Below are 13289 nucleotides of genomic sequence, written 5' to 3'. Positions count from 1 at the left end.
ATATAAGTTTTGCTGTCTTCTGATGCAGCTTTTATTCTTTTCGAGTCTCGAGGAACATACCACTTGGTCTAACGGATATTTAAAAGAGCTTTAGCGTTAAAATAGTAGATTTTGATCTTATCTTCCTCGCTTATTGGTAGCACTTTTATGCGCTCTACTGCTTTAATTGAATCCTCATAGGGGTAGTCTGATGCAAACAAGATCTTATCGCAACCTAGTGTTTCGATAACAAATGTTAAAGCAGGCGTATAGAATTCTCCGCTTGTGCCCACGAAGACATTGGTTTTGAGATATTCACTTGGTTTCTTTGAGAGTTTGATATTAAAATGCTGGGCAACCCACGGCCTTAAAACAGGAAAATCAAGGCGGTTGAGGAGGAAAGGTAGTGTTTCACCTAAATGGCCTAAGACAAATTTGAGATTAGGGTATTTATCAAATACACCACTTAGGATTAACCGCATCATACATAGTGCTGTATCGAATGTAAACCCGAAAGCTGGGCCACCTAATGCATAGGCATAATCTTTTCCCAATTCTCTAATCCTAGGAACAGTGGGGTGGAGAAATATTGGAACTCCTAACTTTTCGGCTTCTTCTAAGATTACCCAGTATCTTTTATCATCAAGGTACCTTCCGCGTATGTTTGAATGGGTCTTCCACCCTCTAAGCCCTAGATCTTTCACAGCTCTTCTAAGCTCTTCAGCAGCCTCTGTGGGATCTTGAGGCGCTAAGCTTGCAAGACCAACAAATCTATCTGAATGCTTCTCTACGATGGCTGAAAGTTCATCATTAACCTTTCTAGCGAGCTTGACTCCGGTCGAAGGGTTAAACTGTTCACATCCGGGCGCAGAAAGGCTTAGCACTTGCATTTTTACACCTGCTTGGTCCATATCTTTTATCCTCTTTTCTTCTACTTCGACTAACTTATCCAATAGCCCCACAGTATGAGGCTCTTGAACCAAAGGAGTGTAGGATAACCAGTAGACATCTCTTTTTTTATCTGGTTTATACCGAGGATAGTTTCGATTTTTCAAAAGAGTTTTAACGTAATCTTTTGTGTAGAAATGCGCTTCGAAATCTATTATATCCATCTTAAGACGGAAGAAGGCGAACAAGATATATATGTATTTCTCTTCAGATTGTGATGATGTTACGATAAGGAGACACATGACAACCAAGAAAGCACCAAACGCTAAAACCTTATCGTAACATCATCCAGATTGTAAGAAGGCTCAATCAGCTCAGAGATTAAGCTTCTCCAAGCAGTTGATCAAAAATAAAAGGGGGAAGTAGTAGATTTCAGGATATACCTAGCAACTCTGGTATCGTCTTTGGTTCGACTTCGATTGGTATTTCTTTCCATATGCCGTTCTCAACCACTTTCTTGTCCCACTTGTACTTTGTTCCTTTAAACCACTGTCCAACGACTTGAGGTGTCAGTGAAATATGCTCTTTGTAATCACCGAGTTGCGGGAAGTCAGGAACTATTTCTTGTACCTCTGGAGGATATGGTCGTTTGAAGTTCACATGACCAAGAATTGTATCTATATCTGTATCTGCTATAGCATTTCTAATCGCTTCAGGTTCTAGATTACCAGCCCTTTCAATCGCATTGAGAGCAAGTTCGAGCAGATGTAAGGCAGGTCCTATAGGCTCTGTCCATTGCCTACCTGATTCTTTTTCCCATAGATCGCAAAATTCTTGCGCAGTCACATTAAGCAGCTTAGATCTGGTTGGATAAGCCGGGCCGAACGAGTACTCCGTTGCTATACCAATTGGGAGATCGCCGCCCAGAGCTTCAACATTAGAGGGGAACATTATAGCTCTACCTATGGAGGTAAGTTTTGGTATGAATCCCATTTCACGAGTCTGCCTCCACAACGTTGCGAAGTCCGGCGCAATCATATTAGCAACTAGCACTTCTACACGTTCTCGCTTCCACCTCTCAATGTATGCGCTGAAGTCTTTGGTGCCCCAAGCTACCAAACCTACATCTATTATTTGGTACCCCCGCTTACCAACCACTTTAGCAAAAGCTTCCCTGAATCCTCTACCCGCTGGATCATCGTTCCAAATAGCACCGATTATTATCTCATTAGGTGGTTTCTTTAAGACTTTTTGCCAGTACGCCATATATCCAAGATAACATACTGGTTCAGCGAAGAAAGCGATGTAGGCCCACTTGTAGGGTCCACCTTTTAACCAAGCAAGAACGACGGCTTGACTTATGATTGCGGGAATACCGTATCTTTCAGCGGTCGTGCTAACTGGAACTGCGGAGGATGCTACGCTTGAAACGATCATGTGTACGCCTTCCCTCGTTATAAGATCTTCAGTGACTGTCGTAGCCATACCTGTGTCGCTTTGCGTGTCTCTCAAGATGATCTTTATGGGTATCTTTTTGCCGTATTTTGCGACATATACACCGCCTTCTTTATTGACCACTTCTTCGATTTTTCGAGCAATCCAAGGATAGGATTCGGTGAAGGGTGCTTCAGCTCCAGTTAATGGTGCTGGCCAACCTATTTTGATGTAATCTGGCGCTGGAGTTGTTGCTGTTGTGGTTGGTGTAGTTGTTGTGGTTGCTGTGGCTGATGCTGTTACTGTTGTTGTTACGGTTCTTGTTACTGTAGTTGGGGATGGTGTTATTGTTGTTGTCCGCTCTATGGTCTTCGTAACCTCCCTTACGACTTCAGCTGGCGCTGCTAAGGTTCCAGCATAGTAGCCTCCTACACCAGCAACGACACCAGCAACAATAGCAGAAACGGCAACCGTTAAGAAGCCTCTCCTAGTAACACCCCTTTTAGACGACATAAAACGAATAAGCAAAAAAGAAGTATTTAAGCTTTCAGAAGGAGAGGTGGTTCAAACATTATGGTGCTTAAGATCAAACAATACCTCGGCCAGTAGATGAGCGGCTTTTGCGCGGTGTGAGAATCGGTTCTTCTCTTCGACGCTCATTTCAGCGAAGGTTTTTGTCTGCCCTTTTGGTATGAAGATTGGGTCGAAGCCGAATCCTCCGCTTCCTCTCGCCTCCTCAGCTATAACCCCTTCGCAGACGCCTCGGCATAGTTTAATCATACCTCTTTCATCGATGTAGGCTATTTGTGAGGCGAATTCCGCTTCCCTATTCTTCTCACCAGCCATGAGTTTGAGTATGCCAGCCACGCCGATCTTCTTGTAGGTGTAGGATGAGTAGGGGCCTGGGAAGCCGTTCAACGCTTTTATGAAGAGCCCTGAGTCCTCTACGAATAGCGGTCTTTTGAGGACTTGATAGGCGCTCAACGCGCTTTCTTTCGCTATCTCCTCTAGCTGCTCACTCTGTATCTCACGCTTCTTTACGCTTGACACCTCTACTCTAATGTTGTATTTGGATAATACGGCTTCGATCTCTTTCACCTTGTTGAGGTTGCTGGTTACGAATATTATGCTTCGCTTAGACGACTCTAGCATACCTTCCTCTGCGCTCAATCTCTCGGATCTTAGCTTTAAGAGTGTTTACAAATGCTTCGCCGTGAATCGAGCTGTAGCCCTCTAGTACGCTGTTAAAGTAGAGGTCAGCCTTCTCTGTGTAGGTGCTGATCAACACGCCCTTAAGTAGGTGTAGATCAACAGCTCTATCTTCAAGCTTCTTTGAGATGAAGGATAATCCGAAGTCGAGGGCTACAAGCCTACCTTTTGAGATGATGAAGTTGGATGGTGTCAGGTCGCTGTGCATGATGTCGTGGCTATGTAGAAGCGCTATAGCCCTACCCATCTCTCTACACAACCCTACACACTCTTCATCAGACCTTGTTAGAAGAGCCTCTTTCAGCCGCTCACCTTCAATAAACTGCATTATGAGCTCTGCTCTTTTTGGGTCGACAAAGTAGACCAGAGGTGTTGAAACGCCGCATTCACGCGCCTTCCTTAAGAAGAGGGCTTCCTGCGAAGTTCTATGTGATCTGATCGCTTGGTCTAGCTGTGGTTGGAAATAGGGCTTGGTAACCCTAACTTTCCTCACAGCCAGTAGATCAAGCCAGTTGGTCAAGTAGAGGTCTGCTTCAGCACCCTTCCTTATCAGCTTCTCCAAGGCGTATCGACCGAATCAAGCCTCCAAGACTGCCTTATGATGCTCTTCTCAACAGGAACAGAAACCCCAGCACAATACGCCAAGAGACCTGTCCAAGCGATCTGAGCGCCACAGTCACCAGCATACTTCGAGGAGACGGCGCCGAACTTTGCGTTATGCCGAGATGCAACCGCATTAAGCATCTCACACAACCTTCGGTTCGCAGCAACCCCGCCTGTGACAAGTAGCTCATGCTTCTCCGTGAAAGCTAGAGCACGCTCGGTTACCTCACAGAGCATAGCGAAGCCCGTCTCCTGTATGGAGTATGCCAGATCCTCGAGCGATTCACCCGAAGATAAGAGGTTCTTTGCCGCTGTCAGTAGACCTGAAAACTGGACGTCATTACCCTTCACTGTGTATGGTAGATTTACGTATCTTTTGGCAGATTTTGCTAGCTCCTCGATCTTTTTGCCTGCGGGTGAAGCAAAGCCGGCTGCTCTACCGAACTGGTCAAGAAGCTGCCCTATAGTTATGTCGAGGGTTTCGCCGAAGATCCTCCACCTACCTTTTGAGTGGGCTGATATGAGCGTATGCCCGCCTGAAACAAGGAGGACAAGTGGATCGGAAAAGCCGGCCTCCAATATGGCAACCTCAATATGCCCAACCGCATGATTTACAGGCACTAGTGGTAAATTAAAGTAGGATGCAAGTGCTCTAGCTACAGTAGCACCAACCCTCAAACACGGGCCTAGACCCGGCCCTGCTGAATAAGCTACAAATGAAAGATCCCTGACCCTTATCCCAGCTACTCTCAGAGCTTCTTCTATTACAGCAGATGCTTTTTCGGCGTGGTGTCTAGATGCTTCACGCGGGTGGATGCCTGAGCCCTCTGGAGGCGTGTAAACGGACTTTACATCTGATAAGATCTTACCAGTTGATTCAACTATCGATGCTCCAAAGGTGTGGGCTGTCGATTCAATACCTAAACCGTATATTACCTTCTCTAAGTTGGGTAACAAGGCTTATTCAGCGTCAGTTAAGTTGGTTTATGCGCTCTATAGAGGTCTCCTAAGAGTTCGATGTATGGTTTAACCTCTATCAGAAAGTCGTCAAACTTAGCCTTCTCGTAGGTAAATTCGACCTCTCCACCTTTGACTACACACTTCGCCATAAGTACGATGCCCTTGCTTCTCTCAGGCTGCTGCGGGTTGAGTTCTGGGAAGTAGATCAAGGCGCCGTAGCCGACTTTATGATCCTTCATCTTGAAGATTAGGTTATAATACATACTCATCGTCTTTGTGAATTCCCTCATCTGCTTCTTTCTGCTCTCTGAGCGCTTAACCTCCTCGAAGCCACCGCTGGTCAGCGTATCAACCATCTCTTTTAGAAACCTTAGCTCTGGAACCCTCTTCGTGTAGCCACCATACTCTATTGGTATTTCATACACAGAGTGCATAACAGTGTCCCAGTCATCTATGTATCTAAACTTCTTGCCAGATTCAAGGAACATTTCACGTCTAAGCTGCTCCTCTAACAAATCCTCTATCTTTAGGTGCTTGCGTATCTTCTTCTGCGCTCCCAACTCCTATCCGACCACAAGCTTATGCGTATTCGGTATGAATAAAGATATAGGTATCCCTTGTTAGATCAGTGTATGGTGCGCTTGCCTAAGATCTCATTTATGTCGGCTGAGATCTCATTTCATTTGCACGCAACTGAAGATGAGGAGAGGTGCTTATTGGCCTTCTCAAACGCACTTAACATCGATCCTCGAGACTTCACAAAAACAGTCTTGGGTGGGCATTATGGTAACGAGGTTAAGAGGTATGTTGCCCATTTGACTGGGCGTAGGGCTGATGAGTGGGGTAAGCAGCTCGTTCTAAAAATGGATGAATCAGACAGAATGAGAATCGCAGGCGAAGTCGAAAAGTATCTTGATGAGCACGGGAAGCTCTATCTTAGGTTAGATAAGCAGAGCCTAATAGATGGCTTAATCAGAGCCGGTATTGAAGATGTTGTAAGGGTAAAGTTGAAGCCTCGGTTGAAATGGAATAGGGGGAGGATGAGGGAAGATTATGCTGAGTTTCTCCTAAATCCCCTAGATCCCTAGCCTTTGCCCAACAGACCAGCTAATCTTGGCATCATAGTCTCAAGCTGCTCTCTCATGAGCATCTGATAGTAGTTAAGGATGATATCAACCATAAGGAGGATACCTATCCCAGATCCGAAGACACCTAAGACCTGCGAACCCCCAGCTATAAGACCTATGATTACACCGCTCACTATCGTTAAGGCTGGAATATACTTATTCAAGATGCTCTCAACAGACACACTACTCCTCCTAAACCCAGGGACCTGAACATTAGCATCGAGCAGACTCTGAGCCACAGCCTTGGGCGATAGCCCACCTATTTCAACCCAGATCTTAGCGAAGAGCACAGCAAATCCTATCAAAATTAGAATCGAGGTTGCGGTGCGTAAAGGCTCAGCCATCGCTATGTCTGGTGAAGATGGTATCGACATATAGTAGATAAGACCGCCTGTAGGCCCTGCTCCTGGATTTGTTTGGTTAAAGGTTACGATTGTGTTTAAGATCGGGTTATCATTATTTGGGTTGAGGTTTCTCCAGAGTATTTGTGAGAAGAATGTTAAGTTGGCCATTAGCGCTGATGTTAGAATGACTGGTATGTTTGAGACATACATCAGCTTGATCGGGTATACGCCTGAGAACCCTCGGTATCTGGTTGAGGTTATTGGGATCTCGATTCTAATCCCTTCGATGTAGATTATTGCTAGGATAACTAGTAGTGTGATTAATAGTGTTGAGATGCTTGGTAATCCATGAGGTCTGAACCAAGCTTCGTGCGGCACACCAGCTAATGTAGCGTTGACCGCATACGGGATGGCTCCGAAGTAACCCGCACCAGTTGGTAGTATGCTGAACATGTCCCACAGTATGCGCTGCGCTACACCAGCCATAATGAAAAGCGATATACCACTCCCTATCCCCCAACCCTTCTGAACGAGCTCGTCCAGAAGCATAACAACTACACCCGCAAACAAGAGTTGGGCAAGTAGGATTATTACGGTGGTTGAAGTGAGGTTCCTACCGAACGCTCCACCAGCGATGTAAGCCGAAGCTTCTACCAGAATGACGATAAATGTAAGTATCTTAGTGGCTGATGTGAAGAGGGCTCTATCTTCAGGCTTCTTAAAATCAACCTTAAAGATTTCAGCGCCCTTAAGTAGCTGGAGAATAAGACCAGCGGTAACGATCGGTCCGATGCCGAGCTCCATAAGTGTACCTTGAGAGGAAGCGAAGATTATTCTCGTAAATGCAAGCTGATCCTGACCGCCGACTGTTACACCGTAGAGCGGAACTTGAGCCATAACGAGGTAGATGACGAGAGCGATGGCGGTCCAGATGAAACGCTCTGTAAGACTAGGTTTCCTAGCTGGTTTCGGTACCTCTGGTAGGATCGTTGAAACGGATGAGATGAAGTTTCTGAACGCGCTCATACCCGGCTTAACCCTTAATTAACTGACCTCCAGCCGCTTCTATCTTGGCTTTCGCTTGCTCTGTATATGATTTAACTATGACCTTTAACGGTGTATTGACTCTTCCGGCTCCAAGCAGTTTCTCATACCCTAGGCTCGTCAAGTTGATTTCAGATGTGTTTTGTGAATGTGATAGGGTTTCTAGCTCACCGACATTGATCCATCTGTGTGGCTTCGATTCACGCTTAGGCTTCATAGAGTCTTTGCTGAAGTGGTCAGGTGCATACTTAACTGTCCAGCTCCACTTATGCTTATGCAGCCCAGCCTTACCTGTACCTCCCTTCTGCCCGCTCTTCCTGTGCTGCCCAATCTGACCCCAGCCGTGTGTTCTGGAGCCGCGTAGCCGCCTCACTTTACGAAGCCTCGTCGGCATACCCACTTACCCTCTTCGACCACAGCCATGGTAGTGAATCTAGCATAAATCTGTTTACTAGAATGCATCATACATCACAGCATCTTCGAAACAAGCTTCGGTAGCTCCGGGTTCTCGCCTAACACACCATCCCTGTAGAGCCGCCTACTTGAAGCGGGGAAGCCTCCTCTCGGAGGGTGTAATGTGAAGAATGGCTTTATCAAGCTAAGCTTATTTAGAGAGATCTTACCTTCAGCCAAAGAGGCGGCTAGTGAAGCAAAGTCTTCGAACCCGAGTTTTCTGACTTCTTCAAGTGTAAGGCGCTTCCGGCGAGAAACTTTACCCCTTTTCTCTAACAGCTCTTTAATTAATTCGGCTTCTGCAGGGGACCAAGCAACGTAATCCTTAACTTTTTTAAGCATACCTCTTACTGAAGGTGTATCAGTAACTAATGTTGCTGTGTATCGCTTATCGAGGTTAAGGAGACGTAGGGTCATTTCAGCCCAGTGTGGAACGTTTATGGTCCCCCTTAACCTCACAACCAACAGGCAAGTCATGGTTCGTAAATCCCTCCTCTATCTAGTTATCAGATTCAACTTATGCATATTCTTGAAGGCTTCATAGACAGCGTTGGTTATCGATGATGGTGTGTTCGTTGAACCAAAGGTTTTTGTCCAAGCATCTACCACACCAGCTAATGAGAGCAGTTTTCTGACGGTTTCACCAGCCACTAAGCCAAGACCTCTTGGACCGGGTATAATCTCCACGGTTACGCTACCCGCCTTTCCAACTATCTTGTATGGTACACTATGTGCTCTTGAGCATCTGCACTCCCAACTCCCGCACCCAAGTTTAACAGGTATGATGTTTAGAAGAGCAGCGTTGGTGGCTTTGTCGATTGCACTTCTCATCTGCATAGCTTTGCCTCTCCCAACGCCAAACCAGCCAGGTGAGCCTACCGCGACTATTGCTACGAATCTTGTAATTTCTCCTGCGTCGGTCTGCTTCTGCACTATGCCTGCGCTTATCACCTCTGATTTGAGGTCTGGTAGGAGTGTTCGGACGATTTCAGGCTCTCTTATCCGGTACCCTTGCTCGAAGATGGTGCTTAGAGAAGTTATCTTCCCGCTCTGCACCAGCATACCGAGCTTTGTTCTAGGAGTCCAGCTCTGCTTCTCTCCTACTTCTACGCTCACTTCGCCATCACCTTCAACACCTTCGTCTTAACGGATGATGCGTGCTTAACATATTCTTCAGGCTTAAAGCGGCGGGACAGTAGGAGGGAGAACTTCTTCTTATATGCTTCTGGAGAGGATGTTAAGAGCATATTGGCGTATTCGGCGATATGCTTTCCAAGCAGACGGTCTTCGCTTGGTAGAGTTCCTGGATCGACAGGCACCTCCACACCTGCGTAAATAACACCTTTAACGAAAGCTGCGACTCTAGAGCCTTGGATATAAGATCTGGGGCCAAGGTAGAGGACTGCATACTTGATCCCCTTTGCTACCGCTTTTGTGCCTAATAGTAGACCTGTAAGGTAGGCTGCTGGTGTGTTCTTTCTTGAGCCCTTCCAACCGTATTTTGAAAGCTCCTTCGAGTTAGCCGAGGTTAGAACTATGTCGCCACCTATCTTTGCTTCATGTATCTGACCATATATGGTGTAATTGCTTATGTGAACTGTGAGGAAGGGTTTTCTACCGTATAATAGGAGCCTCCTTTTTCTGTAATCGGTCTTACCTTCTCTCCTCCTTCTGAAGATAGGTATATAGCTTTTCGCTGCGCTCATGCTTTACTCACTTCTTTAACCAACTCGTTTAGATGGCGTATGCTTCTTACCTGCCCGCCTTTGATCTGACGGTACAGCTGGTCAAAGACTTTACCTGTTATAACACCTCTATCTCTAAGCAACTTGAGTCTACGTCTCAACGCCCTTACACGGGTAACCCACAGCTCCTTCTTACCAGCTCTAGCGGTTTTAGCGCCTTTTTTGCTGCCTGGCCCGCGTTTAGACTTCTTTTTATCCAAGCGGTGCCTGCCTCTCGATACACCCTTTTTAGGCTCAGCCCAGATCACACCTTTTTTGATCAAATCTCTTATGGAGGCTCGGGTTATGGCGTCCGCTATCTCTTCCGCTGCATCAGGGTCGAACCTAACTCTACTCACCCCAACCTTCAATACTTCTGCGGCAAGCCTCTTCTTTGCGCTGAGATCCATAGACCTAGCCTCCTCGTTTCACACCAGTTGGGTTAAGAACCTTTATGCCCAACTCTTTCGCCTTCGCTAGTATCTCCATCCTCTTTCTAGCACCTACCGTATGGGCTATTCTAGCAGCGTCCGTTTCTGGGTTAAGGCGCTCTAGGTCAGAAGCGTTATACACAAGCACATCTCTAAAGCCGCTTGGATGCAGCTCCCTAACGGCCGCTGGTCCTCTGTAACCGATCTTCACTATCTTAGGCCAACCTTTAACTCGAAGCCTCATCTTACTATCTATACCCTTAGGTTTACGCCATGATGGCTTAACCCTCTTATACCTCCAACACTCTTGCCTAACAAAACTTGGGCGCCTCGATGCGATCTCTTCCCGAAGTTTGAGTAGTTCTTTGATGTCAGCTCTACCACTCATGGGTTTACCACCTTCTCATAGATGTAGATGCCATCCAAGAATACGCGCTGATCCTTTCTTTTAATCTTCGTAGCCTGCTCTATGTTTGCCGCGGTTGCACCTACGTGCTCTTTGTTTATGCCAGTGACTATCACATCTTCACCCTGCACCTGAACTTTACAGTCGCCTACGATCTCTGCGGTCCTCGGGCTGCGCTCACCATAGAAGTTCTCAATATAAACGGTTTTATCCTTAACCCTAACCGTTATGGGGAAGTGAGCGTAAACTATCTTAAGCTTGTAGGTGAATCCTTTCGTAACACCAGTCACCATATTTGAAACTATAGATCTGGCTGTTCCTAACACTGCCTTATCACGCCTCCTACTAGAAGGCACCGAGATGAGCACCTTATTACCCTCAACCTTAAGATTAACAGGTATCTTCGAGAAGTCCCTACTTACAGTCCCAAGCGGACCCTTGATGTGGAGTACGTAGCCTTCTAGGTTAGCCTTTACACCCTCTGGCAGCTTGACCTCTTCGGTTAAGGGTTTAGTAGACGTAGCCAAGAAGCCTACCCCCTACACCTTTCTCCACGGCTTCGTAGTGTGACATCACACCTTTTGGTGTTGTAACTATTAGTATTCCTACACCAACGGCTGGTAGGAACCTCTGCTCCCATTTGCTAAATTCATTCTTAGAGACGCTAAACCGAGGCGTGATAACACCGCATTTATTGATTCGCCCAAGCAGCTGAATTCTGAACTTACCCGCTAACCCATCATCAATAAACTCAAACTCACCTATATACTTGTAGCGCTGCATCGTTCTAAGTACCTCGCTAGCTAGCTTGGAGGCTGGTATGACGATGCATTCCTTCTTATTTCTCATTTCGTTGTTGTAGATTGTTGAGAAGAGGTTCGCGAGCACGTTTTGCGCAGGCATAGCCACCACCTACTCATATTTCTTGAAGCCTAGCTTTTCAGCGACCTCTCTGAAGCACTGTCTACACAGGGTGAGATTATATTTTCTTACGAGAGCATTATACTGCCCGCATCTTTTGCACCAACGAGCGCCTTTACCGAACTTCCTAGGTTTGCCGTGCCTCTCTTTCAACTTAAACCACCTCCACACCAAAATTTGACTTCAGGAATTCTATAGCTTCCTCTTTTTTGACCCTATGTGCACTTCCAACTTTAGAGGGGGCGCGCTTACGATACATCACTCGGTAGCCAGGTCTTGTAATGAATACTGAAACGTTCATGCCGAAAATGCCTAACTCAGGTTTGTATTTCACACCAGGGATATCTATATGCTCCTTTATCCCGAAGGATACGCTTCCGTTTTCGTCAAAGCTAGAGGCGGGGATGGTATTGCCTTTTGCTTGAAGAAGCCTCTTTAAAGCCTCGACGGCCCTTTCTCCTCTCAGCGTCACAACGACGCCTATCGGCTCTCCTCTTCTGACCCCGAAGTCCCTTATCGTCTTCCTCGCTTTTCTAACACTCGGTTTCTGTCCAAAGAGCTCCTCTAGCACCATTGAAGCTCTCTGAAGCGGTTCACCTGACTTACCTACCCCTATGTTTACCACAACTTTTTCTACCCTCATTCTGCGCATAGGATTTTCGGTGATTTGAACCGTTGACATGGGCTCACTAACCTCCTACGTATATGAGTGGTCTGTCTCCCCCCACTGGCATAAGCAGGCTGGTAGGTAGTTCTACACTTTCTGTACCTATATTGAGAGTAGCCATAGGTTTTCTAGTAAACGTTCCTGGCTTGAGCTCCTCGATGTAGCCTTGGAGACCAGCACGCTCACCACCGATAACCAGCACACGTACACCTTTCTTCATACTTACGGTATTTATAATCTTCTGTGAAGGGACTTCTATTAAACAGGCATCACCAACCCTAAGCGCGAGGTCTTCCCTATCCAATATACAGCGCCCATCGTGCAAGGTGTATTGTATGACACCACCCCGAACAGTAACCTTATTAATTATCTTACAGAGCTTGAGGCTCTTCTCCTCCACAGGTATCTCAATCGGCTCCAGCGGTTTTCCATCACGAGGAACAAGACGATAAACCTTACCCAAACCATCAAACTCTATAACATCCATCAAACCAACAGGAAAATCAAGGTCACGCCTAACTACGCCATCTACACGCACCTTACCAGAATTTGCAACGAACCTAGCTTCACGGTAAGTGTTAACTAGGTGAAGCACATCTCTAATTAGCACACCAAGAGCATAGCTTCTGTCCTTGCCATGTGGGCCTGGGCTTGTTTTGATCGTGAATTCTTTCACTTTTCTGGGTATAGGCCAGAAAGGTGGGGCGGTAGATCTCTTCGCCCTATTTGAGCCGCCCATCTTACCCAACTTTCTTTGCACCTCCTCTGCGCTCAAGTATCTTCTGTCTCCATTTGTCGTCTAGGTTGAGGGCTGTAATCATAACTTTGGAGGCGTGTATCTTTACTGGTGCTGTGCCACCAGCGATCTTCTCCCGTGTCACCCCTTCCACTGCTATTCTACCCATTTCACGATACACTGCGATGACCTTGCCCTCTACACCCGCGTATTCACCACGCATAATCTTAACGGTATCACCTTTCCTTATTGGAAGAGATCTTGTCCCATACTTTGCCCTAAGCTCGTCTGAGAGGTGTGCTGAAAGCATCTTACCACGCTTGTGATGAGGAAGCGTTTTAAGAGTAGCTCTGCTCACCATAT

20 protein-coding genes are annotated in these 13289 nt (G+C 46.4%); 1 reads left to right on the top strand and 19 read right to left on the bottom strand.

The genetic code is table 11. The features are described from left to right. Positions 1-68: 68 nt before the first annotated feature. From HA494_00845 to HA494_00820, 6 genes are all read right to left on the bottom strand, one after another. Complete coding sequence (locus HA494_00845; protein ID NHV96329.1) at positions 69-1091, bottom strand: amidohydrolase; 1023 nt, start codon at positions 1089-1091, stop codon at positions 69-71. Positions 1092-1299: 208 nt separating this feature from the next. Next, the gene (locus HA494_00840; protein NHV96328.1) at positions 1300-2814 is read right to left on the bottom strand and encodes an ABC transporter substrate-binding protein; all 1515 of its coding nucleotides are present in this window, start codon (positions 2812-2814) and stop codon (positions 1300-1302) included. Positions 2815-2865: 51 nt separating this feature from the next. Then, positions 2866-3453 carry an XTP/dITP diphosphatase gene (locus tag HA494_00835; GenBank protein ID NHV96327.1) on the bottom strand — a complete coding sequence of 196 codons (588 nt, stop codon included), beginning with the start codon at positions 3451-3453 and terminating at the stop codon, positions 2866-2868. Further along, complete coding sequence (locus HA494_00830; protein ID NHV96326.1) at positions 3437-4072, bottom strand: Kae1-associated serine/threonine protein kinase; 636 nt, start codon at positions 4070-4072, stop codon at positions 3437-3439. Before HA494_00830 ends, HA494_00835 begins: the two co-directional genes overlap by 17 nt. Further along, complete coding sequence (kae1, locus tag HA494_00825) at positions 4060-5046, bottom strand: N(6)-L-threonylcarbamoyladenine synthase Kae1 (protein NHV96325.1); 987 nt, start codon at positions 5044-5046, stop codon at positions 4060-4062. Before kae1 ends, HA494_00830 begins: the two co-directional genes overlap by 13 nt. Positions 5047-5087: 41 nt before the next feature. After that, complete coding sequence (locus tag HA494_00820) at positions 5088-5633, bottom strand: hypothetical protein (GenBank protein ID NHV96324.1); 546 nt, start codon at positions 5631-5633, stop codon at positions 5088-5090. Between the two features lie 72 nt (positions 5634-5705). On the opposite strand from HA494_00820, the gene HA494_00815 reads away from it, so the two are divergent. Further along, positions 5706-6161 (top strand): hypothetical protein, encoded by a 456-nt coding sequence (locus HA494_00815; GenBank protein NHV96323.1) that lies wholly within the window; start codon positions 5706-5708, stop codon positions 6159-6161. Here the strand turns inward: HA494_00815 and secY are convergent. From secY to HA494_00750, 13 genes are all read right to left on the bottom strand, one after another. Continuing rightward, positions 6158-7570, bottom strand: coding sequence for a preprotein translocase subunit SecY (secY, locus tag HA494_00810; protein NHV96322.1), 1413 nt, complete (start codon positions 7568-7570; stop codon positions 6158-6160). The genes HA494_00815 and secY overlap by 4 nt on opposite strands. A 7-nt stretch (positions 7571-7577) precedes the next feature. Next, on the bottom strand, positions 7578-7982 hold the full coding sequence (locus tag HA494_00805) for a 50S ribosomal protein L15 (GenBank protein NHV96321.1): 405 nt from the start codon (positions 7980-7982) through the stop codon (positions 7578-7580). 74 nt (positions 7983-8056) lie between these two features. Then, positions 8057-8518 carry a 50S ribosomal protein L30 gene (locus tag HA494_00800; protein NHV96320.1) on the bottom strand — a complete coding sequence of 154 codons (462 nt, stop codon included), beginning with the start codon at positions 8516-8518 and terminating at the stop codon, positions 8057-8059. A gap of 18 nt (positions 8519-8536) precedes the next feature. Beyond that, positions 8537-9103, bottom strand: a complete 567-nt coding sequence (rpsE, locus tag HA494_00795) for a 30S ribosomal protein S5 (GenBank protein ID NHV96319.1) — start codon at positions 9101-9103, stop codon at positions 8537-8539. Between the two features lie 50 nt (positions 9104-9153). Beyond that, positions 9154-9747 carry a 50S ribosomal protein L18 gene (locus tag HA494_00790; GenBank protein ID NHV96318.1) on the bottom strand — a complete coding sequence of 198 codons (594 nt, stop codon included), beginning with the start codon at positions 9745-9747 and terminating at the stop codon, positions 9154-9156. Continuing rightward, entirely contained in the window at positions 9744-10175 is a 432-nt protein-coding gene (locus HA494_00785) for a 50S ribosomal protein L19e (protein ID NHV96317.1), read from the bottom strand. The genes HA494_00790 and HA494_00785 overlap by 4 nt, the downstream gene beginning before the upstream one ends. Before the next feature lie 4 nt (positions 10176-10179). Then, the gene (locus HA494_00780) at positions 10180-10584 is read right to left on the bottom strand and encodes a 50S ribosomal protein L32e (GenBank protein NHV96316.1); all 405 of its coding nucleotides are present in this window, start codon (positions 10582-10584) and stop codon (positions 10180-10182) included. Then, positions 10581-11129 (bottom strand): 50S ribosomal protein L6, encoded by a 549-nt coding sequence (locus HA494_00775; GenBank protein NHV96315.1) that lies wholly within the window; start codon positions 11127-11129, stop codon positions 10581-10583. The genes HA494_00780 and HA494_00775 overlap by 4 nt, the downstream gene beginning before the upstream one ends. After that, entirely contained in the window at positions 11113-11505 is a 393-nt protein-coding gene (locus HA494_00770) for a 30S ribosomal protein S8 (GenBank protein NHV96314.1), read from the bottom strand. The genes HA494_00775 and HA494_00770 overlap by 17 nt, the downstream gene beginning before the upstream one ends. Before the next feature lie 9 nt (positions 11506-11514). Further along, entirely contained in the window at positions 11515-11676 is a 162-nt protein-coding gene (locus tag HA494_00765; GenBank protein ID NHV96313.1) for a 30S ribosomal protein S14, read from the bottom strand. Between the two features lies 1 nt (position 11677). Further along, on the bottom strand, positions 11678-12205 hold the full coding sequence (locus tag HA494_00760; protein NHV96312.1) for a 50S ribosomal protein L5: 528 nt from the start codon (positions 12203-12205) through the stop codon (positions 11678-11680). A gap of 7 nt (positions 12206-12212) precedes the next feature. Further along, a complete protein-coding gene (locus HA494_00755; GenBank protein ID NHV96311.1) occupies positions 12213-12938 on the bottom strand; it encodes a 30S ribosomal protein S4e in 726 nt (241 codons plus the stop codon). After that, on the bottom strand, positions 12931-13287 hold the full coding sequence (locus HA494_00750) for a 50S ribosomal protein L24 (GenBank protein NHV96310.1): 357 nt from the start codon (positions 13285-13287) through the stop codon (positions 12931-12933). Before HA494_00750 ends, HA494_00755 begins: the two co-directional genes overlap by 8 nt. Between the last annotated feature and the right edge of the window lie 2 nt (positions 13288-13289).

The sequence above is a fragment of the Nitrososphaerota archaeon genome (genome assembly GCA_011605775.1).
GTDB lineage: Archaea > Thermoproteota > Nitrososphaeria > Nitrososphaerales > JAAOZN01 > JAAOZN01.
The sequence above is the reverse complement of the archived record's forward strand: the minus strand, read 5'-3'. Positions and strand labels throughout refer to the sequence as shown.

Bases quoted from the DNA above. Each gene is read 5' to 3' on its own strand.
- HA494_00805 (NHV96321.1), bottom strand. From the start codon at position 7,982: ATGCCGACGAGGCTTCGTAAAGTGAGGCGGCTACGCGGCTCCAGAACA.
- secY (NHV96322.1), bottom strand. From the start codon at position 7,570: ATGAGCGCGTTCAGAAACTTCATCTCATCCGTTTCAACGATCCTACCA.
- HA494_00760 (NHV96312.1), bottom strand. From the start codon at position 12,205: ATGTCAACGGTTCAAATCACCGAAAATCCTATGCGCAGAATGAGGGTA.
- HA494_00845 (NHV96329.1), bottom strand. From the start codon at position 1,091: ATGGATATAATAGATTTCGAAGCGCATTTCTACACAAAAGATTACGTT.
- HA494_00750 (NHV96310.1), bottom strand. From the start codon at position 13,287: ATGGTGAGCAGAGCTACTCTTAAAACGCTTCCTCATCACAAGCGTGGT.
- HA494_00800 (NHV96320.1), bottom strand. From the start codon at position 8,518: ATGACTTGCCTGTTGGTTGTGAGGTTAAGGGGGACCATAAACGTTCCA.
- HA494_00770 (NHV96314.1), bottom strand. From the start codon at position 11,505: ATGCCTGCGCAAAACGTGCTCGCGAACCTCTTCTCAACAATCTACAAC.
- HA494_00780 (NHV96316.1), bottom strand. From the start codon at position 10,584: ATGAGTGGTAGAGCTGACATCAAAGAACTACTCAAACTTCGGGAAGAG.
- rpsE (NHV96319.1), bottom strand. From the start codon at position 9,103: ATGCTGGTGCAGAGCGGGAAGATAACTTCTCTAAGCACCATCTTCGAG.
- HA494_00835 (NHV96327.1), bottom strand. From the start codon at position 3,453: ATGCTAGAGTCGTCTAAGCGAAGCATAATATTCGTAACCAGCAACCTC.
- HA494_00790 (NHV96318.1), bottom strand. From the start codon at position 9,747: ATGAGCGCAGCGAAAAGCTATATACCTATCTTCAGAAGGAGGAGAGAA.
- HA494_00840 (NHV96328.1), bottom strand. From the start codon at position 2,814: ATGTCGTCTAAAAGGGGTGTTACTAGGAGAGGCTTCTTAACGGTTGCC.
- HA494_00815 (NHV96323.1), top strand. From the start codon at position 5,706: ATGGTGCGCTTGCCTAAGATCTCATTTATGTCGGCTGAGATCTCATTT.
- HA494_00785 (NHV96317.1), bottom strand. From the start codon at position 10,175: ATGGATCTCAGCGCAAAGAAGAGGCTTGCCGCAGAAGTATTGAAGGTT.